The sequence below is a fragment of the Microcoleus sp. K4-B3 genome, from assembly GCF_036704615.1.
Classification (GTDB): domain Bacteria; phylum Cyanobacteriota; class Cyanobacteriia; order Cyanobacteriales; family Microcoleaceae; genus Microcoleus.
This window is the reverse complement of sequence record NZ_JAUBSF010000012.1, coordinates 86,238-107,790: the sequence shown is the minus strand read 5'-3', so window position 1 is coordinate 107,790 and position 21,553 is coordinate 86,238. Positions and strand designations below refer to the sequence as shown.

The window sequence follows — 21,553 nt, the reverse complement described above, 5'->3', positions numbered from 1 at the left end:
GAGCCTGATGAGTGGTCAATTACTTGTATTTTATTTGCTCCAAATGCTCCCCAACAAAATCCCGTTGAAGATATTTGGTTACAGGCTAAAAACTTTTTAAGAAAGTATTGGTATTTATGTAGGTCTTTTAAGATTGTAAAATTTTTGTTTGAATTTTTTACTAACGAACATAAATTTGATTTCCCCAAAATACATAAATATAATTGCACGGAAAAAATTAATTAGGATTGCTATAGGTCTAGAAAATCATTTAGGATTGCTATATATATTGGGAAAGCTTGGCTCGGTATATTATTACTGATAATTTTTATTGTTTCGTCTCTTTCACCACTAGGTTCAATAATTGCTTATTGCTTAATCACTTATCACGCTTATATTGCTGCACCTGGTCGGAGAAAAATATCAACAAGTTGGCTCGTCGCGTTTTTTATTGTGTTATTCGTTTTAAGTCTAGTTAACTTTGGTCCATTAATTAGAACGTATGTTGCAGAAGCTCGGTATATTCCAACTGGCTCGATGCTTCCTACGCTGCAAATTAACGATCGTTTGATTATAGACAAGTGGAGTTACCGATTTCAAGAGCCACAGCGGGGAGATATTATAGTGTTTATGGCTCCTGAGAGGGCTGGTATTTGCGTCAGTAGCTCTTATATCCCCGACCCAAGCGATAGTTGGTCGAACTTCCCTACAGATAAGACAAAGCCTAGCAATCCCAAATTGCAGAATGCCTTCATCCAGCGAATAATTGGGCTACCTGGAGACAAGGTGGAAGTCAAAAGAGAACAGGTTTATATCAACAATAAAACGTTCCAGGAAAAGTATATTGCAGAGGCTCCATTTTATGAGTTCGGTCCTGTTACCGTGCCTGCTAAGTCTTATTTAGTGTTGGGTGATAACCGCAACAAGAGCTGCGATAGTCATTTCTGGGGGCCTGTCCCCCGCGAGAATATTATTGGTAAAGCGACAAAGAGATATTGGCCTCCTAAGCGCATAGGGAGAGTTGAATGAATTATCTTACTAGGCAACATTATCTTAGTAGGCAACAGTCCGGTGGCGAATAACTTGGGGTCGCTCAATTTCATTTTACGGCTTTTTTTGTCGTCAAACTGATGCCGATTGTTTAACTTGGTTTTAGTCCTCTTCACATTAAATTGGTATAACCTGAGTGAGATCGGGGACTCTTCTCAACTAGGCCTTTAGAGGTTTGACCTCGAATCTCGAACGATCGACGAAGTACGTAAGCGCCAAGCGCTGGCTTCGCCTACGAGTTCGAGGTCAAATAGGCCTCTATGCCCATCCCACAAGAAAACTAACTTTTTGTGAGACGGGCATAGAGCCTGTTTCTGAGAATGATCCCTGATGTGAGATAACTCAATTCGATCGCCGACTGTTAGGTGATTCGTAGCAAACTCCAGAACCTGTATCGGAGACAAAATGACAATCCCAGTAAGAGCGAATAAAGCTCTTCCAAATTGGATCGGTTGACTTGCGATAATAATCGCCCAACACTGGCTTGATGGCTTCCGTTGCTTCCTTCAAGTGATAGTGCGGCATGGTCGAGAAAATGTGGTGGGCTACGTGGGTGCCGATATCGTGATGGATGGAATTGATGATTCCGTAGTCGCGATCGATCGTAGACAATGCACCTTTCAAGAAAGACCAATCTTTACCGCGATACCAAGGAATGTCGGCTTCTGTGTGGTGCAGGAATGTTACCAAATCCAGCCATATCACGAACACGACGTAGGGAACCAAGTAGAACTTGAGTAAAAACAGCCAACCAAACTGATAGGTTAGCGCGCCTAAAAAGCCTACCATCAGTACCAAGGATGCGGAACTCGTCAACACATCCCATTTTTCGGAGGGACGGAAAAGCGGGCTACCGGGCATGAAGTGAGAACCTGCCCGATCGGGCGATCGCCGAAATAGATAAATTGGGTAGGCAAATAACATCAAATAAAAGCGTCCCAGCTTTTCGTACCAAGGCATTTCATTGTATTTGCTCTCCGACACCGGATACCAGCTTTCATCGTTATCTAAGCTGCCTGTATTTGCGTGGTGGGTTCTGTGACTAATCCGCCAACCGTGGAAGGGCACGAGAATTGGAGCGTGGGAGAGGTGTCCGATCAGGTTGTTGAGCCATTTGCTCTTAGAAAATGAACCGTGTCCGCAGTCGTGGCCCACTACAAACAATGCCCAAAACATGGTTCCCTGCATCAACCAAAAGATTGGGTAAAAGAGCCAGGAATCGACGGTGTAGGCGATCGCATACAAACCTGCGATAATTCCAAGATCTAAAAAGAAGTAAGCCAGAGATTTCCATGCCGAGGGCTCAAAACAGTGGGCTGGAATGGCTGCCTTGATATCTTGAAGAGTAAAAGGTAACTCTGTTGTACGAGAGGATGAGCCTTGAGTGCTCGGCTGATTGAGAACAGTATTTGATTGCACGAAGTTTCCGATTTAAGCTGACTTGAGAAACCGCATTCCGCCTTTTAACAGTCACTTTCGGCTCGCAAGGAGCCATATTTTTTACTCTGCAAGGGTTTCTAAAGTTCTTTAGTTCGCATGAACAGCCCGTCCGCAATTCTCAAGCAAGTTGGCTTGTGGAATACTTGTGTGGGAAAAATTAGTGCGATCGACCCTGTTATCTGAAAAAATCTCATGTGCCCGTTGTTGGTGCGAAATGCGACTTCAATCTGAGAGTGGATATCTGGAGGAAGTACCTCCAGTCTGCAGCTAGCATACAGCGCTTCGAGCAGGAATTGTGAACGAGAGTGTAGGGAAAAACCCATCAATTTTAGATTGGTGATTTTAGATTGAAGGACAAATATCAAATCTCAAATCCAAAATCTCAAATCGGAGTGTTGGGTTTCACACAAGTTCTACCCAACCGACTGTTCACTACAGTTCACAAATTCTGCAAAAATTGCTACAGCTAAGTTAATGTAACATTTCTACACACATTCTGGCAACGACTTACCAGAAAATTTTGAAAATCCATAAATCGCGGGAAATGACGGGCGATCGCTTTCTCGCTTTTTGATTTTCTATGTTCCAGCTTTTTCTAATATGAGCTTAGACCGTTTTACCACTTCTGGAACGTCGATCGGATAATCACCAGTGAAACACGCCGAACAAAAACTCATCGGGTCTTCGTTAGTCGCCTTCAGCATTCCATCCCAACTCAAGAAAGCCAAAGAATCTACCCCAATTTGGGCGCCGATTTCTGCGACTGACTTAGTAGCAGCTATCAACTGATCTTGATTGTCGGTGTCGATCCCGTAGAAACACGGATGAGTCACCGGCGGCGAGGAAATTCTCATGTGAACTGCGGTCGCGCCAGCATCCCGCAAGGCTTTGACGATTTTGCGGCTGGTAGTGCCGCGCACGATCGAATCGTCGATAATAATTACCCGCTTTCCTTCCAACACATCTTTGAGAGGGTTGAGTTTCATGCGGATTCCTGACTCCCGCATTGTCTGAGTCGGTTGAATAAAAGTGCGCCCGACGTAGCGGTTTTTAATCAATCCTTCGGCGTAAGGAATGCCGGAAGCTTGAGAAAAGCCGATCGCCGCCGGGATTCCAGAATCGGGAACGCCGATGACTATATCAGCATCAGCCGGAGATTCTGCTGCCAACAAACGCCCGATCCGCAGCCGGTAGCTGTATAAACTTTCACCTTCCATTTGGCTATCGGGGCGAGCAAAATAGATCATTTCAAAGATGCAAAGTTTGCGCTTCTGCTGCTGACTCCAGTGGAAGGAAGCCATACCTTCTTCTGTAATCCAAACTAATTCTCCCGGTTCTACATCCCGCAAAAATTCAGCACCGATAATATCCAAGCCGCAAGTTTCCGATGCTAAAACGTACCGTACCGGAGTTGTGGGGAGGATGCCAATTACCAGCGGGCGGACGCCGTGGGGGTCGCGGACTCCCATCACGCCTTTGGGGGTGGCGATCGTCAAACTAAAGGCTCCTTGACACATACCAAAGGCACTGATCGCTGCTTCCAGCCAGTCTTTGCCCTTGTCTACCTCCGACGCGATCGCCACCGCGATCGCCTCTGAATCCGTCGTGCTGACAAATTCGCACTTCCGAGACAGCAATTCTTCCCGCAATTGTTTCGTATTGACAAGATTCCCGTTATGTGCCAATGCCAGACTTCCCAAACGAGTTTCGACCACCACAGGCTGAGCGTTGACCACGCGCGACGAGCCGGTAGTAGAGTAGCGAGTGTGGCCTACGGCTAAGTTACCGGGCAAGTGACCTAAACAGGATTCGTTGAAGACTTGGGAAACCAGTCCCATATCTTTGTGCAGGTGGACTTTTTCACCGTCAAAGGTGGCAATCCCTGCGGATTCCTGACCCCGGTGCTGCAAGGCATACAAACCGAAGTAGGTCAACTTGGCTACATCTTCACCCGGTGCGTAGATACCAAAAACGCCGCAAGCTTCCTCTGGCTTGTCGGGTTTACTAGAATGCTCGTCAGCCGCGAAGGAATGGTTGGGAATCATAGATGGGTGGGTTCCTAATGGGGAAGGTGGGTTAGGGGGACAGTTTCAGCGGGAAATCTTGTTTGCGAAAGCGTCGCATAACTTAACATTCCCTTAATCTTGCCACGGATCTGTCATTATTTCCAACTCGTGTAACATTTCAGACAGAAGCGATGCGGCGTTTAATGGCATTGTAGTATCGATCGCCCCCCGATCCTATATTAACCTTGATTAATGGTGGGCGATGGGGCGATGGATTTGGCGCGATCGGGCGATCGGGCGATGGATTTGGCGCGATCGGGCGATTGAAATCGCTTCTATACACACTTTCGTCTCAGCAGAGGGGGACTAAGAGATAGGCGATCGTGCAATGGGAAATGAATTACAAAATTGCTTCACTGGCTTTTTCAAATATTAGAATTTAAGGGCGATCGAGCTTGACTTTTTCATATAATTGACCTACTATATCATCATCGGAATCTGTGCGGCCATGTAAAGTCAATTTTGGGCGCGATCGAGTATTAAGTAATGTCGTATTTTGTAGCTGCGTCGTCGCTATAAGATTTGGGCTCTTACTTGGAGATTGTAGATGGCGACGCACCCTACTGATTCAACCCGCGCCCCATCAGGTTTTCGTTGGTGTAGACGCGATTTCAACCGGCGATTCCAATTCTTGAAAAATTTTGTAACTACCGCAAACTACTTCGATACAAATATCTCCTTCCAGTCGAAAGTAGAAAAGGGACGAAGAACCTGTCTCAACCAAACCTGCTTGATTTTGAAAAGGATAGGACAAAGTAGATAAAATTTGACTCTTATCTTCTGTCAATTGTCTTAGTTCTGCGTTACCCACCCAGAAGCAAGACTCTTCTGAGTCGGAGTTGACTGGTTGAGAGATTACCTGATGAACGAGTTGATAGAATTCGATGGAAGTGTCATAAATCCCGGTTCCGAATGTAAAGTCTAAGCGCAAGGTTAAAGGTTGGGGGATTAGAGAAATGCCTGCCAGGTCGGCACTTTTCAAGTCTTCTATGCAAAAATGTTTTAAAGGGCGATCGGTTGTAGCCGTCATAGAATTATATTTTCTTCGGTACTGTGCGTGTTTGAACCTGGGATAAACTGAATATGATTGCCAAACTGGTCGTATCGGCGGCGGTAACTTTTACCGCGAGCGATTGACTTTTCTCTGAAATTGACATACGATATCATCAGGGGAATCTGTGCGGTCATATAAAGTGTTTTCAACTAAAATTAGTGGCAGAAAATATGGAAACTTTGCTGTTAACAGTCGTAATTATTTTGCAGTTCGTGCTAATCTTTTTAATTCTACAGCGCGAGTACCAGTTGTTGGCAGAAGGTTTGGGTGTCCGGGGAGAATCTCAACTTTCAAAGGCTACAATCCAGAAACAAAGGGCAAGTTCAAAAAACTTATGGGATAATCCACCACAAGCATCAGAGGAACTTAAGTTGACTGTTGCTGAATTTAAGGATAAGTATGACAGGAGTGAACCGTGGGATGGAGATTTTGCAGCCTGAAAACTTTTCCTACTCTACAAAGAGAGGAGTTTGACTGTGGAGAAGAGGAAATTAATAATTATCTAAAAAATCTAGTTGAAACGGCTGATGAAGCTGGTTTTTCTAGAACTTTTTTGATGATTCTGGAACCGGGAGAGGCAAAGGTTTGTGGATTCTATACTCTTAGTGCCTCGACAATTCCTGTTAAAGAATTGCCAGATGAATACAAGCAACCGCTTCCTTTCCCGATTCCGGCTATCTTGATAGGACAGTTTGCAATCGATCGGGTGTGGCAAGGGCAAGGAATAAGCCGCCTACTTTTGGCAGATGCCTATCGTCGAATTTGCTTGCTATTTGAACAAGAAATTATTGGATTTCAGGCGATTAGGGTTGATACTAGAAACGAGGAGGCAAAAGCATTTTGGTTAAAACAGGGTTTTGTGCCTTTTAGAAAGACTCAGCGTTCTCTATTTCTGCCAGTTCGGACTATTCTGAGAGAATTATAAATGTATTCATAAAATTAGAAATTCAACCCACTCTCGTCGGGTTTCGTTTGACAAGACGCGGTTTCAACCGCCGAGTCTTAAAATAAAAGTCCTCGCAGGAGAGTACAGCACAGCAACGGAAACCGGAGACTACGCGGAAACCAAAGCCACGCGAAAACCCCTGAGCCACCACCTGAAGACCGCCGAGTCGTAGTTACGAACGGCACCACGGCAATTGACCGCATTGTTGCCCCAGGAACCACCACGCAGCACCCGGTTATTATTTGTGCCAGTTTCCCAAGAACTTCCGTCAGTCGATGCGCCATTGTAGTTATCATGCCAGCGATCGCTGCACCATTCCCAAACATTCCCGTGCATATCATACAAACCAAACGGATTCGGCGGAAAACTCCCCACATCCGTTGTTTGTTTGCGGTAAAGTCCCTTCGGCGCAGCACCGTAGGGATAATTGTCATCATAATTAACTAAATCCGGGGTAATTGTCTCGCCAAAACAGAAAGGTGTTGTAGTTCCCGCGCGACAAGCATATTCCCATTCGGCTTCCGAAGGTAAGCGATAAATCTTGCCGATTTTTTGAGAAATTTTCTGGCAGAATTCCAGAGCATTATTCCAGCTTACTTGTTCTACAGGACGTTTCAAACCTTTGATATCAGAAGGGTTATTCCCCATCACTACTTCCCACTGTTCTTGAGTAATGGGATATTTACCCATAAAAAAAGGAGAGATATTAACAGTACGCTGCGGCCCTTCATTGTTACTTCGCCCTGCTTCTGTATTGGGGGAACCCATCACGAAACTGCCACCAGGAATTGCTACCATATCTAAGATTGCACCGCTACCTAAATTTTCACTATAAAATTGTGCTTGACAGCGTTGACGGCTACTTATATTACCCCGCACCTCAACTGTCACCGGGTCAAAGTCAAACCTTTTTAAAGTCTGTATAAAATTTGGTGTTGACTGACGTTGAAAATCTCTTAAAACTTCCTCTGCTGATTGATAGCGCTGCTGGATATCTTGTGCCAACAACTTAGATAAAATCAATTCCAATTCCTTGTCTATGGGAGTTTTCAAATGTTGCTGCCAATTTCCAGTCCAGCTATAACCGTGTTCCGTCCACAAACCATAAGGATGTACCCCCGTCAGTAGATGAAAAGCCGTCGCCCCCAAGCTAAACAAATCGCTGGCTGCATAAGCTTCACCCCCTTGCATTTGTTCAAGCGGTGCATAACCATGCGAACCAATTTGCGTTCCCTGTCGCGATATCACTGTTCCCGACAACTGTTTGGAAACTCCGAAATCAATCAGCACTAACACACCGTCGCTGCGACGGCACATAATATTCTCTGGCTTGATATCTCGGTGAATGATTTTTTGTTCGTGAATAAACTTGAGAACAGGTAGAAGTTCTAGTAATAGTTGCTTAACTTGGCTTTCTTGCCAAATTCCCTGATTTGGGAAAAGCGTCAACAAATTATCGCCATCGATAAACTGCTGTACGAGATACAAATAGTTGCCTTCTTCAAAGTAGGCATCAAGGGATGGAATTTGGGGATGTTGTCCTAGCTGTTGCAGTTGTCTGGCTTCTTGCTGAAATAATTCTCTCGCTTTGCTACTCTCCCAAGTCCCCTGGAAATTTGGTGCTAATTGTTTAACGACACAGCGTTGATTTAGTCGATCGATATCTTTAGCTAAATAGGTTCTACCGAAACCGCCTGCACCGAGGAATCCTATCATCCGGTAACGGTTTCGCAGGATGGGGACGAGTTCAAGGTGACAATCGATGCAATGTGTACGCCCGCCGGGGTTTTCAGGCTTTTTGCAGTTGGGATTGATACAGCAAATCATTTATTTTACGAATGATATTGTTTATATTATATAGTGTGCAAGAACCCCGACTTCTGTAATAAGTTTTTGCCAAAATCGTGAATTTTGTAAGAAGTCGGGGTTCTTGGGTGTGTTTTTAAACCCGGAGATCCCCCCTCGCCCCCCTTAACAAGGGGGAAGAACACTCAAAGTCTCCCTTTTTAAGGGGGATATAGGGGGATCGAAACTTCACGTTGTTAGACAGATGCAATCCGACGCTCGATCGCATTATAGAACCGATCGCCCATCTCACCCATCGCCACCTCAAGTAACACTTGATTATCAGCACTCAAAACCCGCAAAGGTGATTCAGCCCCGCCAACTAAACCGATTTTATGCCACATTTTAGTCAAATGTTCTTGCAGGTAAGACTCCCAAATTCCTTGATTTTTAGGGGCGACTGAAACTACAATACAGTTGCCCATTTCACCAAACAAAATTTCATCCCAGCGGCCGACATTTGCCGAATTAAAACTGAGATGAATTTCCGCACCCATTTTAGCAGAGATACAGGATTCCGCGAGGGCGATCGCCATTCCACCTTCCGCACAATCATGGGCAGAACCTACCCAACCTTGCCGAATTCCATCGCGACAAACCGATTGCACTTTTCTTTCTAACTCAAAATTTATCCTTGGGGGTTTCCCAGCTACAATCCCGTGAATTGCCGCTAAATATTCCGAACCTCCCAAAGTAGGAGAAGTTTCGATTTTTGAGCTTTCAGATGGAAGTTCTGAGTTTTGGGATGATTCCCCCATTCCCAGCACATAAATTAAATCACCTTTCTTTAGCCAAGCTTGGCCGCAAATCTTCTTCAAATCGGGAATTAACCCCACCATTCCGATTACCGGAGTCGGATAAATTGGTTGAGGATTTCCCTCAGCATCAACCGTTTCATTGTAAAGAGAAACATTGCCGCCAGTCACAGGCGTTCCCAACTCCCGACAAGCATCAGCAATTCCGCGACAAGCTGACGCTAACTGCCAATATCCGATCGGCTTTTCAGGACTGCCAAAATTCAAATTATCAGTAACTGCGAGAGGTTCAGCACCCACACAGCTTAAATTTCTCGCTGCTTCCGCTACGACTGCTTTTGCACCCTCATAAGGATCGAGATAAACATAACGAGAATTGCAATCAACCGTTGCAGCAACTCCAGGAATCATCCCCAGGGGCGCTTCCTTCTTGCTAAGGGGGGGAGAAACTTTTGGAGTTTCCCTACCTTGTGCCTTTGTAAATAGAGGAATTACTTCTTCTTCCTGTTTGCTTTCGGAAGCTAGAGAAACAGCATTTTCTCTCAGTAGATCCCCCTTAGCAAGGGGGTGTACTTCTAGCCCTTTAGCAAGGGAAGATTGGCAAGGTTCTAGCGGACGCAATCTGACAACCGCAGCATCAGCGCCTCCCGGTAAAACCACAGTATTGTTTTGCACTTGATGGTCGTATTGGCGATAAACCCAGCGTTTTGAAGCGATGGTGGGAGTATCTAAAAGCGTCAGCAAAATCTGATTCCAAGTTTGGAATTTACCGTTAATTTCGATACCTGTAACTGTAGGTTGTGGCAGGGAATCCGCCGTCCAATCCCATGCTTTTTTAGCATATTCTGGCGGTTCTGTCAACAATTCTCGGTGATAAATTGGCGTGTTATCTGCCAAAGCAGTGGCGGTAATTTCGGCAGCGATTTCGCCTTTAAAGAGAATTCGGACGATCGGCTCTTCAATCACTGTACCCGCGACTACGGCGTGCAATCCCCAGCGGTGGAAAATATCGATTAATTCCTGTTCGCGTCCTTTTTGGGCAACAAACAACATCCGTTCTTGGGATTCCGAAAGCAGGTATTCGTAGGGAACCATACCGCTTTCTCGAACGGGAACTTTGTCTAAATCAAACTCAATACCGACGCCGCCTTTGGCTGCCATTTCTGATGTCGAACAGGTGATTCCTGCCGCGCCCATGTCTTGGGCGGCGACGACTGCACCGGTTTTGAATGCTTCTAAACAAGCTTCTATTAAGGATTTTTCTAAAAATGGATCTCCTACTTGGACTGCGGGGCGATCGTCCATTGATTTGTCGGTCAATTCGGCACTGGCAAAACTTGCTCCTCCCATGCCATCTCTGCCAGTGGTTGAACCGACATAAAGCACGGGATTTCCGATGCCAGAAGCGCCGGATTTTACGATTTCTTGAGTTTCCATTAAACCCAAGGCCATGACGTTAACTAAGGGGTTGCCGGAATAAGCAGGATCGAAGTAAACTTCGCCGCCAACTGTGGGTACTCCGATGCAATTTCCATAATGGGAAATTCCCGATACTACGCCTTTGAACAATCTCTGAGTTTTAGCATCGTCTAAGTTGCCAAAACGCAGGGAATTTAAAAGTGCGATCGGGCGAGCCCCCATTGTGAAGATATCGCGCAGAATCCCGCCGACACCGGTTGCCGCACCTTGGAAGGGTTCGACTGCTGACGGGTGGTTGTGCGATTCAATTTTGAAGGCGAGTTGCAAGCCTTCTCCCAAGTCTACGACGCCGGCATTTTCTCCGGGCCCGACGAGAATTCGATCGCCCTCTGTGGGAAACTGTTTTAATAGCGGCCGCGAATTTTTGTAACAGCAGTGTTCGCTCCACATGACGCCGAACATTCCCAATTCAGCTTTATTAGGATGGCGGCCGAGACGCTGAACGATTTCTTCATATTCTTCAGGTGTGAGTCTTTCACCGGCAATTTGTTCGGGGGAAAATGGGGATTCGGAGATGGGAGACATGGAAACTCGTTATAAACCACAGGCTTTATTCTAAATGCCCTGTGCTTGCTTAATCTAAAATCTATAATCTAAAATCTACAATCCTAGGTCTTTGGGTTGTGAATCTAAAATCTAAAATCTAAAATCTAAAATCGAATGACTTTACCTCGAAATCTCAATTTTGCTAACCAAAACTTGCGGAACCGTTCTTTTAAAGGGCTTGACTTGTCAGGGGCGAATTTCAGCGGTTGCGACATTCGAGGCTGCAATTTCACCGGGGCGATTTTGAGGGGGGCAAATTTTCAGGGTGTCAGAACCGGACAAAGCCGCAGGCGGGTGAGAAATTTGATTGCTAGGGCTGGGGTAACGGCGGTGACAGTGACGACGGCTGGGGCTTTGACTGGACTGATTGGCGGGGCGGATGCGGGGGCTGTGGCGGTGGCCGGAACGGCTGCGACGGCGATTGCTGCGACTCGGGGCGAGGCGGGAATTGTGGCGGGGGCTGTGGCTGGGGCTGCTGCTGCGATCGGGGCTAGCGGTATTGTGACATTTTTTGGCGGAGATACTATCAGGGGAATTGTCTTATTTTTGGTTTCTGGGGTAATTCTTGGGTTAACTGCGATCGGCTTTTTTATCGCTGTTGAAGAAATAGAAAAATTGTCGGTAACGTCGTTTAGAAAAGCTGATTTAACTGATGCTGTATTCGATGCGGGGGCGGTTCTAGATGCAGATTTTTCCGATGCGCGAGGAGTGCCGTGGTAGACAACCTGCTTCTAAAATCTAAAATCTAAAATCAGATGACTAAGTTTCCCCACGATCAGTTTGCAAAAGAATACCTGCAAGAGTTATTATCCCCCCTCGGAGAAGTAGAAACGAGCAAAAATGTCACTGCTGAAGTTAGAGAAATTGATGTTTGGTTTCAACCAACTTCTTTTGAGGGCGAATATGTCCAAAGTTTGGGTTTGTTAGGTAAAATGGCTGCAACGGCGGCGATAATTGAACCGTTTCGCAATCCTGTGACTGCTGAGGGAATTTTTAGCTGTGTCGTTAAGTTATTAAATAGTAGGGCAGAACAGGGGCGGCGGGCTAATCGACAAGATCAACGTTTTGAGGAAAGACAATTACCGATGTTGTGGATTCTCACTCCTACTGCTTCGGAGGCTTTATTAAGCAGTTTTGGTTTTCGGACTCCTGAAGAATCTGAGGGCTGGGGGAGGGGAGTTTATTTTTTATCGGAGGTTTGGAGAGTTGGCTTAATCGCTATTCACCAGCTAGCGAGGACTCCAGAGACTATGTGGTTGCGGATCCTGGGTAGGGGCCGGGTGCAGCAAGGGGCGATCGCGGAATTAACTGCATTTCCCATTGATGCTTCAATTCGAGCTAATGCGCTACAATTACTTTACATCTTGCAGGAAAATTTGCAAGCGAATACACCAACTAATCCCACAATGGATGATGAAGATCAGGAGTTAGTTATGGCGATCGTACCCCTTTTTCAACAAAAGTTACAAGAAGCACGAGAACAAGGTCTTGTACAAGGTCTTGTACAAGGTCTTGAGCAAGGAAGAGAACAAGGTCTTGAGCAAGGAAGAGAACAAGGAAGAGAACAAGGACAGCGGTTGATTTTAGAGAGTTTATTGCAGGTCAGATTTGGGGAGTTAGACCCGATAACTGTCACCTTTTTGCGCCCGGTATCGGCTCTACCTACTGCCGAGTTTACGATGTTGTTAGTGCAATTGTCTATGCTGCCGATCGCCCAAACCGATCGCCAACAAGTCCAAACTTTGCTAGCGGAAAGTGTTTTGAACAACCGCTTCAGCGAATCAGGACAATTGGAAGAACGCCCGGTTACTCTCATCCCCAATTTGCTCGGTTTATCCCCAGAAAACTTATCATTACTGTTGTCAGAATTGCCTCAATTATCCCTGGAAAATCTGATAGCTAGATTGCCAGATCGATCGACTTAAAAACTAACAATGTGGCGCTCACCTCTGCTTTTGAAACAAGTCGGGGTTCTGGGTGTATAATCAGAGACTGTGGTAATTTGTCATTTGCCGATGAAGTTGCGATCGTTCTTTTCTTTCCTCATTGCTGGCGTCTTGGCACTCTTAGGCTTGAGTGCCGGCGGTTTTTACTGGCTGACAACTCACACTCCCCTGAATTTGCTCGCCGGCGGGCCGACAACTACTCCGGCTGCGGCTGTGTTTGTCTCGAAACAAGCACCTTTGTTAGCATCAATGCTGGTAAATCCCGATCGCCTTGAAGCATTGCGACAAGTTTTTGCTACTCCCGAAGAAAGAAGTCGATCGCACGCGGAATTTGAGCAAATCAAAAAAAGCCTCCTCGCCAATACAGGCCTCGATTACAGTCGAGATATCCAACCTTGGATAGGTGACGAAATTACCCTAGCTGTCACAGATATAGATTTTGATGGCGACAGCAAAAACGGCAAACAAACCGGGTTTTTGCTGGCCGTTTCCTCCCAAAATGCCGATCGCAGCCAAAAATTTCTCGACTCCTACTGGCGAAAACAATCTCGTGCAGATAAAACAGTGCAGTCGGAACTATATAAAGGCGTCCAACTAACTTACAAAAAATCCCCGACAGCAAACAAAAAAAACTCTCCGATTTCGCCTTTTAACCCGCTTTCTCTGCCGAATTCAACTTTGCCGCGCAGCTTCGCAACAGCGGCTATCCGTGGCAGTTCAGATACAGGAAATAACCCAAGTTTTGTTTTATTTGCCAACAGCCCAAATGTGATTCGAGATGCAATTAACAACGTTGAAGCAGCAAACCTAAATCTCAACAATAGTCCTAATTATCACAAAGCTTTCCAGCAGTTAACTCAAGGCAGAATAGCTTTAGCATTTGTTAATCTCCCGCAGTCAGCAACCGAGCAAAATCCCCAAGTTTCTCTTAATTCCCTCGCAGTTGCTGTCGGAGTCAACCGACGGGGATTGCTGGCTCAAACTGCTTTAGTGACATCGCGAGAAAACACAGCTTCTCCAACACTCTCCGAACCGGTGAAAGCCTTGCAATACATTCCATCAGCCAGTCCTTTCGCGATCGCCAGCACCGATTTAAGGAATTTTTGGGCTGATTTGTCATCGGCGGTGTCCACTAATGCAGAACTCTCAAAATTAGTCGATCGCACCCTGGCAGATATTCAGCAAGTTTGGAGCGTCAACCTGCAGCAGGATATATTTAACTGGGTACAAGGAGAATACGCTTTAGCAGTGCTTCCGAATTCGTCAAATCGTGCTGACTGGATTTTTGCCGCCGAAACATCTGCCGATTCCCAACAGGCGATCGACAAACTAGATGAAATTGCCCGCAGCAAAGAATACAGCATCGGCAGCTTCACTCTCAGAAACCAGAAAATTACCGCTTGGACGCAGTTGACAACGAGCCAGAATTCTGGTAAACAAAATAATAGAAAAAGTGTGCTCGAAACCCAGGCAAAAGGAGTTCGAGCCGCCGTCGGCAAATACGAAATTTTCACGACTTCAGTAGAAGCAATGGACGCAGCACTAGAAGCAGCCGAAACAGGCTCTTTAGTTGTAAATCAAGATTTTCAAACCAGCATTGAACCGCTACCGCCATCAAACGACGGCTATTTTTATTTAGACTGGCCCTCCAGCAGGGCAATTTGGGAAAAACAAATCCCGCTGTTGAGGTTAATTGAACTTTCGGCAAGACCACTGTTCGACCACTTGCGATCGCTCACCGTCACCAGTACGGGAGAAATAACAGGAATTCGCAAAGCTACAATATTTATGCGGCTGAATTAGTCAGTAGTCAGTAGTCATTAGTCAGAAGGAAGAAGGAAGTTCGGCAACGGATTCGCTCGACGGATGTAACGGATGTCAGGAAGAAAAAAGGAAGAAAGAAGAAGGAAGAAGGAAGGAAGAACAAGAAACTACTCCCAATTCCCAATTCCCAATTCCCCATTCCCAATAACTAAGGACTAATAACTACTGGCTGCTTCACCTTTTTCGGTTGCCCAAAATAAGCTTGAAACACCTCTTTCGCGATCGGGGCCGCGGCAACAGAACCAAAACCGCCATTTTCCACAACCACGGCGATCGCAATTTCCGGCTTGTCAGCAGGCCCAAACGCCACATACAAAGAGTGATCCTCCTGTCCGATGACCTCCGAAGTCCCAGTTTTGCCCGCCGTCATGGGAATCGTACCGTCATTCATCCCCTGTCCCGTACCCTCGGCCACCACCGCGATCAGTCCTTCCTTAATCACCTGAATTGTCGAAGGTTTCATCCCAATCTTTACCCGTTTAGTCTCCGGTGTGCCGGTCATAGAAGTCAAAAGATGGGGCTTCACGCGATAGCCGCCGTTAGCGATCGAACTCACCATCACCGCCGCCTCCAAAGGAGTCACCAACACCAACCCCTGGCCGATCGACATCGTTACTGTATCACCCGCATACCAAGGTTCTTCATAGATTTTCTCCTTCTCCTCCGGCGTCGGGATTTGACCGTGATTGCCACCGCTTAGCCCCAAAAGATTCAAATCCGTATCCTTGCCAATTCCCAAGCGGTGTCCCCACTTAGAAATTTGCTCCGGCCCCGTACTCATCCCCACTTGATAAAAAAACGTATTGCTGCTGAAAGCCAAGGCATCCCGAAAGCCTATGTAGCCGTAACCGCCGCTGTGTTCGTTAAAATCAATTCCCCCCACAGTAATGTAAGACGAAGTACCGAGAATTGAGTCCGGCGAAAACTTGCCCGACTCCAGGCCCGCGACGGAAGTCACAATTTTAAAAGTGCTGCCGGGGGGATAGCCTTGCATGGCCCGATTCAAAAATGAATTTTCCTGGTCTTGAAGAGTTGCCCAGTCATCCTTAGTGATTTTTCGCGTAAACAGATTGGGGTCAAAAGTCGGGTGGCTGGCCATAACTAATACCGCGCCGGTTTTCACGTCCAGGGCCACTACTGCCCCCCGGCGGTTCCCCAGGGCTTTTTCGGCTGCTTTTTGCATGGATAAGTCTATGGTTAGCTGCACCGCCTCACCGGGTTTGGGCGGTGTCTCTCCCATCAGCCGCAATTCTTGATTTTGGGCATTTACCTCGATCAGCCGATCGCCCCAAACTCCGGCAATCTTCTTGTTAGAACTCGCTTCTATGCCCATCTGACCGACAATCATCCCCATCGGATATTCCGGGTGATCTTCCAAGTCTGCTGCGGTAGCTTCGCCAATATATCCGAGAACGTGAGCCGCCAAACTGCCTTCGGGATAATAGCGGTTCGCTTCGGGCCGCACTTCCACTCCCCGCATTTGTCCCACCTGTTCTGCTAGCGGCACAAACACCTCTGGCGGCATCGCTTGCTTGATGCGCACCGGTCTGTAGGATAGAGGATCGACCTGTGTTAATTTCTGTAAAATTTCTTTGGTCGGAATTTTAACCAGCGGACTCAACTTTTCTGCTGTCGCTTTCCACTCTTCCGGCGTTTGTTCTTTCGGCCACAAATATACCGATCGAGCTAAATTGTTCGCCGCTAGCAGCTTGCCGTTGCGATCGACAATGTGTCCGCGATTCGCAGGCATTGGCACAAGGCGAACGCGATTGTTTTCGGCTCGTTCCCGGTTTTGCTTCCCTTGTACCAGTTGCAATTCCACCAGCCGACTAGCGTGCAGGCCCAGCAAACCGGTTGCCACCAGCATTAACACGATCGCCCGGTGTATCGGACGATCCTGTTTTTTAGGAGTTTCCCCCAGGGTTTTGTCAGAAGAATGAAATCCTGATATCGAATAAAATTGTCGTTGCATCATTCTATAGGTAGATGTCAAGTCCTAGATTTTAGATTCCTGATTGTCAATTGTGAAGTATACATCATCAGACCGGGGACGCTCGGGCCTCGATCGTTGGGGGAAGCGCAATCATTGATAATTAGTTTTTGACTAATAACTAATAACTCATGAATGCTGACTGCTGACTAATCCCCCAAGCACCAAGAAATAGCCAGCAAAATCAAGGTCAGGCTCAGCCAATTAGGGAAGTGGAGCCAGCCGGATAGACCCATAGGTAACAATACCAAAACCTGTGTCAATAGGGAACAGATCGTCAACACCAAGGCTAGGAGTATCAAAATAATCATCTTGACACCGTACAATTTCGGATATGAGTCGATCGCCTGTGGCAGAAATTGGAGTGGCACTCGGAGCGCGAGCGCACACGGATTGTTCTGATAGACATAAACAAGAGAAACCAGGAGGTTTTGAATAAATTTAAAAAAAGTTATTTTTCCTCCAGAGTTATGGTTGTAGGGGCTGCGATGGGTAAATTCTGAGTTGTAATTTTAAGTTGTGAGCGAGGAATATTGCCATGTTGTTTAATCAGCGAGCCAATTTCAAAAACGGTGCACTCTTGGCGGCGATCGCCGCGATCGCCGCCCTACCAGTTTTAGCAGAAACAGCCAATTTCGGCACTTTAACTTTATCGCGAGGTTTTGGAGCCCCAACAGCAGTTTTGAGAGGTTCCACAGGCGGATCGTACTCTCTATCTGCCATTGCCAACGCCGATCGGCACAAAAACAAATGTTTGGGTTTTGCCACCCCAACTCCCGACCACATCATCGTCTTGCAGCAAAACTTTTCAAAACTCGCAATCAAAGTCAACAGCGGAGGCAAGGACACAACCTTACTCGTACAAGGCCCCGGTAATGCGGTGCGCTGCGGAGACGATGCAGGCCAGAATAAAGATGCTGGCATTGTTGATTCAGACTGGCAAGCAGGCTCTTACAGGATTTGGGTCGGTACTCTCGAACCCGGAGTCAAGTCTAACTATACAATCTCAGTACAGGAATAGAACGCCGCGGCGCTGTGGGATGGGGAAAATCAAATACGATCGAATTCTCCCCCAATCTGCCAATCTGCCAATCTCCCACTCCCCCAATCTGCCAATCTGCCAATCTCCCACTCTCCAATCTCGCGATCGGCCTCTCACTTACGCCATCCAGTAAAATGTAAAATCGAAAGTGGCGTGTTTAACCAAAATTGGTAAATCCGAAAGTGCTAAAGACTCTTAGAGCTGACTTCAGTATAATTTTTGATCGCGACCCTGCCGCTCGCAACTGGTTGGAAGTTTTATTTTGTTACCCCGGTCTTCAGGCCCTAGTGCTGCACCGCCTCGCACATTGGCTTTACGTGCTGGGACTTCCCTTCATCCCCCGCTTTATTTCCCACATAGCTCGCTTTTTGACCGGAATTGAAATTCACCCAGGGGCAACGATCGGCAAAAGCGTCTTCATCGACCACGGTATGGGGGTTGTGATCGGCGAAACAGCGATTATCGGCGATTTTGCCCTAATTTACCAAGGTGTCACCCTTGGCGGAACAGGCAAGGAAAGCGGCAAGCGTCACCCTACCGTCGGCGAAAATGTAGTTGTCGGTGCCGGCGCCAAGGTACTCGGCAATCTGCTAATTGGCAACAACGTTCGCATCGGCGCAGGTTCCGTCGTGCTGAGGGACGTACCATCTGACTGTACGGTTGTAGGGATTCCCGGCCGCATCGTCTATCGATCGGGAGTGCGCGTCAATCCCCTAGAACACGGCAGTTTGCCGGATTCGGAAGCTGTGGTAATTCGCTCTTTGCTCGATCGCATCGAGTCCCTCGAACAGCAAGTAAAAAGTTTGCTTCCTCAAGCATCTGTCTCCTTAACTTCTGTTCCCCATTCCCACAATTTCCACTCAGTATCAGAAGCTTTAAACCAAGCCAGCAATGTAGCCTTAGCCGAAAAAACAGAGCTAGTTACAACCCCTAGCTGCAAGTTAAAAGATAAAGCAATTCAAGAATTTTTCGACGGCACCGGCATCTAAAAATAGTTTTGAGTGTTGAGTTTTTCATTGGGAATTTTTCAACTTAAAACTTTCCTACTGACAGCAGTCAACAGTCAACAGTTAACAGTCGTCAACTGACTTCAAGGATTAACCGATCGCACAGACCAATTTCCCTCCCCGTCGCGCCGATAAAGCGATCGGTTCTGCGGTTCCTCCCGTAACTCCAACAAATCCACCGTTTCCGGTTCCAACAACAGCAAGCAAAAATTAGGCAGCGGCTCGATCGCATCTGGGGAAGCAGAATCAAAAGCACTAGCCGGGGCTTTGTCTTCCCCCGGATGAGGCCAAGCAAACTGAGATCTAGCCGCCTCTGAAAGCTCCTGCCAAGCTGTGCGGCGCGATGAGCACAACTCTGCCTCTGGATCATCTGCCCCTACCAAAATCAGTTGTCCAGCAATCCGAAATTGTTCGCGAGTTTTGGGGAAATACCAGCAAATTTCCCCCCAAGGATAGAGGTTAATTTCCTCTGCCTTTTGACTGCGAATATCTGTAATAAATTTCAACTGATTAGTATCTTCTAAAAAGCCTCGAAACACCACAGTGCGGTTAGCCGGACGGCCGGTGGCACGAACAGTTGCTAGTTGCAAGTAGCGGGCAAAAGCAAGACTGCGGTTGCGGTGGAGGGCACGAGCTAAGGGCGATCGCCAAAGTGCTAAAGACATAATTAATAACCTATCATATTGGTAATGGGATTAGTCAGTAGTCAGTAGTCATTAGTCATTGGAAAAAAGGTAATTGGGAAAAAGGGAATTGCGAATTCGATCAGGTGTGCACACCAGCACGCTACTACTGACTAATGACTGCTAGCTAATAACTAATAACTAATGACTGCTGACTAATGACTCTTCTTTCTGCTATTGGTAATTTTATGTCAAATTCACTCTCAAAACTCAAAACTATTGAAACTCCCCACAGCGGCTACCACTGGGACGGCAGTTCCCGCCGCTTTTTTGAAGGCTGGTACTATCGAATAACATTACCCATTCACGGACAATCTTTTGCATTCATGTATTCCATCGAAGACCCCAGAGGCGGTCAACCTTACAGTGGCGGTGCAGCTCAAATTCTCGGTCCGAAAGATAGCTATTTGTGCCGAACCTTCCCCGATGTAAATAAGTTTTGGGCGCACCGAGAAAGCTTGGCTTTCGGACATTGGGGCAAAACAAATTTACAAATTAAACCCCAATATTTAGAACCGCAAATATTCGACAGTCGCGTCGAAGAAGGTTATCAAGCTACTGCTACTTTGAATCAAGGTTATCTGCACGATCCGGGAAGCGGCAGCCGCTGTTTTTGGCAGTACGAAATTAAACCTATTTACGGCTGGGGAAACTCTGAGGAAATCCAGAAATCCACGGCAGGAATGCTATCTTTTTTACCCGTATTTGAACCGGGATGGCAAATTTTAATGGCTCACGGTTTAGCCACGGGCTGGATTGATTGGAACGGCCAACGCTACGAATTTAAAGATGCTCCCGCTTACAGCGAAAAAAACTGGGGCGGTGCTTTTCCGCAAAAGTGGTTTTGGATTAATTGCAATTGTTTTCAAGGCGAAAAGGATTTAGCTTTAACTGCTGGCGGCGGCAAGCGGGGCGTGCTGTGGTGGATGGAATCGGTAGCAATGATTTGTCTGCATTACCGAGGCAAATTTTACGAATTTGTGCCTTGGAATTCGCAAGTTAGTTGGAATATTGAACCTTGGGGAAGCTGGAAAATGCAGGCTAGAAACAGCCAGTTTGAAGTTGAGTTAATTGGCACTACAAAGAGTTCTGGTACTTATGTGCGAACTCCTACTGAAAAAGGCATGGCTTTTTGCTGCCGGGATACGACGCACGGCGAATTGCGCTTGCAACTGCGAGAATTGTTGGGGGGAAATGTTGAAAAAAATGGTAAGCAGCGTTCTAAAATTATCTTAGAGGCTCAAAGTTCTTTATCGGGTTTGGAAGTTGGGGGCGGGCCTTGGGATGAAGTTTGGCGATCGAATTAAGTCAGCAGTCAGTAGCCAGTAGCCAGTAGTCATTAGTCATTAGTCATTAGTCATTAGTCAGTTAATAGTTAACAGGAGTCAGAACAGCCATGATCAATTTACTCGGTTGGCAATTAGGCAAATTCTACCGCAGCCAGGGGTTACAAAAAACTCTCAAGGTGATTTTGGGACTAATTTTATGTTTGAGCACAATCTTGATGCCAGCGGCAATTGCTAGTGCTGCAGGTGATTTGTCTCGCCAACCTGTCACCGAAATTACTGTTAGTTTAGGTAACGAAGTGGGGGAACTTAAGTTTTTCCCCAATCTGCTAGAGTTTGAATCGGGCAAGCGCTATAAATTAGTGCTGAAAAATCCCAGTTCGCAGAAACATTATTTTACTGCTAAAAACTTTGCTGATGCGAGTTGGACTCAAAAAGTTGAAGCTGGTAATGTGGAAATTAAAGGAAGTATTCACGAACTGGAACTTAAACCGGGCGCTATGGCAGAATGGGTGTTTGTGCCGATTAAATCGGGAAGTTACAACCTGCGGTGTACGGTAGCCGGACATACAGAGGCGGGGATGATTGGGAAAATTACGATCGCCTCTTAAATCC

General features: G+C 46.5%; 18 protein-coding genes and 1 pseudogene. 11 read left to right on the top strand and 8 right to left on the bottom strand.

All coding sequences use genetic code 11. From position 1 onward, the window contains the following. Nucleotides 1-225 (top strand): annotated as a pseudogene (locus QUA78_RS08670) (IS630 family transposase); the annotation flags it as partial. A 207-nt stretch (nucleotides 226-432) separates the two neighbouring features. Then, a complete protein-coding gene (gene lepB / locus QUA78_RS08665) occupies nucleotides 433-1,008 on the top strand; it encodes a signal peptidase I (RefSeq protein ID WP_445302444.1) in 576 nt (191 codons plus the stop codon). Between the two features lie 363 nt (nucleotides 1,009-1,371). On the opposite strand, the gene QUA78_RS08660 is transcribed toward lepB, so the two are convergent. From QUA78_RS08660 to QUA78_RS08645, 4 genes are all read right to left on the bottom strand, one after another. Then, on the bottom strand, nucleotides 1,372-2,448 hold the full coding sequence (locus QUA78_RS08660; protein ID WP_333398722.1) for a DUF3474 domain-containing protein: 1,077 nt from the start codon (nucleotides 2,446-2,448) through the stop codon (nucleotides 1,372-1,374). Between the two features lie 599 nt (nucleotides 2,449-3,047). Beyond that, complete coding sequence (gene purF / locus QUA78_RS08655; protein ID WP_333300784.1) at nucleotides 3,048-4,514, bottom strand: amidophosphoribosyltransferase; 1,467 nt, start codon at nucleotides 4,512-4,514, stop codon at nucleotides 3,048-3,050. Nucleotides 4,515-4,653: 139 nt separating this feature from the next. Beyond that, nucleotides 4,654-4,818, bottom strand: coding sequence for a hypothetical protein (locus QUA78_RS08650; protein WP_333300786.1), 165 nt, complete (start codon nucleotides 4,816-4,818; stop codon nucleotides 4,654-4,656). Nucleotides 4,819-5,118: 300 nt separating this feature from the next. Further along, nucleotides 5,119-5,565 carry a hypothetical protein gene (locus tag QUA78_RS08645; protein WP_333300787.1) on the bottom strand — a complete coding sequence of 149 codons (447 nt, stop codon included), beginning with the start codon at nucleotides 5,563-5,565 and terminating at the stop codon, nucleotides 5,119-5,121. 194 nt (nucleotides 5,566-5,759) lie between these two features. Here QUA78_RS08645 and QUA78_RS08640 point away from each other — a divergent pair, with 194 nt between their 5' ends. Continuing rightward, entirely contained in the window at nucleotides 5,760-6,029 is a 270-nt protein-coding gene (locus QUA78_RS08640; protein ID WP_333398720.1) for a hypothetical protein, read from the top strand. Further along, a complete protein-coding gene (locus QUA78_RS08635; protein WP_333300791.1) occupies nucleotides 6,005-6,514 on the top strand; it encodes a hypothetical protein in 510 nt (169 codons plus the stop codon). Before QUA78_RS08640 ends, QUA78_RS08635 begins: the two co-directional genes overlap by 25 nt. Nucleotides 6,515-6,643: 129 nt before the next feature. On the opposite strand, the gene QUA78_RS08630 is transcribed toward QUA78_RS08635, so the two are convergent. Together QUA78_RS08630 and purL are read right to left on the bottom strand one after the other, a co-directional pair. Then, complete coding sequence (locus QUA78_RS08630) at nucleotides 6,644-8,362, bottom strand: SUMF1/EgtB/PvdO family nonheme iron enzyme (RefSeq protein ID WP_445302339.1); 1,719 nt, start codon at nucleotides 8,360-8,362, stop codon at nucleotides 6,644-6,646. 215 nt (nucleotides 8,363-8,577) lie between these two features. Continuing rightward, nucleotides 8,578-11,139 (bottom strand): phosphoribosylformylglycinamidine synthase subunit PurL, encoded by a 2,562-nt coding sequence (purL, locus tag QUA78_RS08625; protein WP_333300794.1) that lies wholly within the window; start codon nucleotides 11,137-11,139, stop codon nucleotides 8,578-8,580. A 135-nt stretch (nucleotides 11,140-11,274) separates the two neighbouring features. On the opposite strand from purL, the gene QUA78_RS08620 reads away from it, so the two are divergent. The 3 genes from QUA78_RS08620 (at nucleotide 11,275) to QUA78_RS08610 (ending at nucleotide 14,909) form a co-directional block, all read left to right on the top strand. Further along, nucleotides 11,275-11,880, top strand: coding sequence for a pentapeptide repeat-containing protein (locus tag QUA78_RS08620; RefSeq protein WP_333300796.1), 606 nt, complete (start codon nucleotides 11,275-11,277; stop codon nucleotides 11,878-11,880). A gap of 35 nt (nucleotides 11,881-11,915) precedes the next feature. Further along, entirely contained in the window at nucleotides 11,916-13,085 is a 1,170-nt protein-coding gene (locus QUA78_RS08615; RefSeq protein ID WP_333300797.1) for a flagellar assembly protein H, read from the top strand. Between the two features lie 69 nt (nucleotides 13,086-13,154). Continuing rightward, nucleotides 13,155-14,909 (top strand): DUF3352 domain-containing protein, encoded by a 1,755-nt coding sequence (locus QUA78_RS08610; RefSeq protein ID WP_333300799.1) that lies wholly within the window; start codon nucleotides 13,155-13,157, stop codon nucleotides 14,907-14,909. A 169-nt stretch (nucleotides 14,910-15,078) separates the two neighbouring features. Here QUA78_RS08610 and mrdA read toward each other — a convergent pair whose 3' ends face one another. Further along, on the bottom strand, nucleotides 15,079-16,905 hold the full coding sequence (gene mrdA, locus QUA78_RS08605; protein ID WP_333300801.1) for a penicillin-binding protein 2: 1,827 nt from the start codon (nucleotides 16,903-16,905) through the stop codon (nucleotides 15,079-15,081). Nucleotides 16,906-17,458: 553 nt separating this feature from the next. On the opposite strand from mrdA, the gene QUA78_RS08600 reads away from it, so the two are divergent. Both QUA78_RS08600 and cysE read left to right on the top strand, forming a co-directional pair. Then, nucleotides 17,459-17,941: a hypothetical protein gene (locus QUA78_RS08600; RefSeq protein ID WP_333300805.1), complete on the top strand. Its 483-nt coding sequence runs from the start codon at nucleotides 17,459-17,461 to the stop codon at nucleotides 17,939-17,941. A 203-nt stretch (nucleotides 17,942-18,144) separates the two neighbouring features. Further along, nucleotides 18,145-18,951 carry a serine O-acetyltransferase gene (gene cysE / locus QUA78_RS08595; RefSeq protein WP_172185669.1) on the top strand — a complete coding sequence of 269 codons (807 nt, stop codon included), beginning with the start codon at nucleotides 18,145-18,147 and terminating at the stop codon, nucleotides 18,949-18,951. A 101-nt stretch (nucleotides 18,952-19,052) separates the two neighbouring features. On the opposite strand, the gene QUA78_RS08590 is transcribed toward cysE, so the two are convergent. Then, nucleotides 19,053-19,634, bottom strand: a complete 582-nt coding sequence (locus tag QUA78_RS08590; RefSeq protein ID WP_333300808.1) for an Npun_F5749 family FMN-dependent PPOX-type flavoprotein — start codon at nucleotides 19,632-19,634, stop codon at nucleotides 19,053-19,055. 206 nt (nucleotides 19,635-19,840) lie between these two features. Between QUA78_RS08590 and QUA78_RS08585 the strand changes: the two genes are divergently transcribed. Both QUA78_RS08585 and QUA78_RS08580 read left to right on the top strand, forming a co-directional pair. Continuing rightward, on the top strand, nucleotides 19,841-20,959 hold the full coding sequence (locus tag QUA78_RS08585; protein WP_333300852.1) for a tocopherol cyclase family protein: 1,119 nt from the start codon (nucleotides 19,841-19,843) through the stop codon (nucleotides 20,957-20,959). Between the two features lie 89 nt (nucleotides 20,960-21,048). After that, nucleotides 21,049-21,549, top strand: a complete 501-nt coding sequence (locus tag QUA78_RS08580; protein WP_333300810.1) for a biphenyl 2,3-dioxygenase — start codon at nucleotides 21,049-21,051, stop codon at nucleotides 21,547-21,549. The last annotated feature ends 4 nt before the right edge of the window (nucleotides 21,550-21,553 follow it).

What these genes read in the sequence shown, in the direction of transcription:
- purF (WP_333300784.1), bottom strand. Translation starts at nt 4,514, where the DNA reads ATGATTCCCAACCATTCCTTCGCGGCTGACGAGCATTCTAGTAAACCC.
- QUA78_RS08645 (WP_333300787.1), bottom strand. Translation starts at nt 5,565, where the DNA reads ATGACGGCTACAACCGATCGCCCTTTAAAACATTTTTGCATAGAAGAC.
- QUA78_RS08640 (WP_333398720.1), top strand. Translation starts at nt 5,760, where the DNA reads ATGGAAACTTTGCTGTTAACAGTCGTAATTATTTTGCAGTTCGTGCTA.
- QUA78_RS08630 (WP_445302339.1), bottom strand. Translation starts at nt 8,362, where the DNA reads ATGATTTGCTGTATCAATCCCAACTGCAAAAAGCCTGAAAACCCCGGC.
- purL (WP_333300794.1), bottom strand. Translation starts at nt 11,139, where the DNA reads ATGTCTCCCATCTCCGAATCCCCATTTTCCCCCGAACAAATTGCCGGT.
- QUA78_RS08620 (WP_333300796.1), top strand. Translation starts at nt 11,275, where the DNA reads ATGACTTTACCTCGAAATCTCAATTTTGCTAACCAAAACTTGCGGAAC.
- QUA78_RS08615 (WP_333300797.1), top strand. Translation starts at nt 11,916, where the DNA reads ATGACTAAGTTTCCCCACGATCAGTTTGCAAAAGAATACCTGCAAGAG.
- mrdA (WP_333300801.1), bottom strand. Translation starts at nt 16,905, where the DNA reads ATGATGCAACGACAATTTTATTCGATATCAGGATTTCATTCTTCTGAC.
- QUA78_RS08600 (WP_333300805.1), top strand. Translation starts at nt 17,459, where the DNA reads ATGTTGTTTAATCAGCGAGCCAATTTCAAAAACGGTGCACTCTTGGCG.
- QUA78_RS08590 (WP_333300808.1), bottom strand. Translation starts at nt 19,634, where the DNA reads ATGTCTTTAGCACTTTGGCGATCGCCCTTAGCTCGTGCCCTCCACCGC.
- QUA78_RS08585 (WP_333300852.1), top strand. Translation starts at nt 19,841, where the DNA reads ATGTCAAATTCACTCTCAAAACTCAAAACTATTGAAACTCCCCACAGC.
- QUA78_RS08580 (WP_333300810.1), top strand. Translation starts at nt 21,049, where the DNA reads ATGATCAATTTACTCGGTTGGCAATTAGGCAAATTCTACCGCAGCCAG.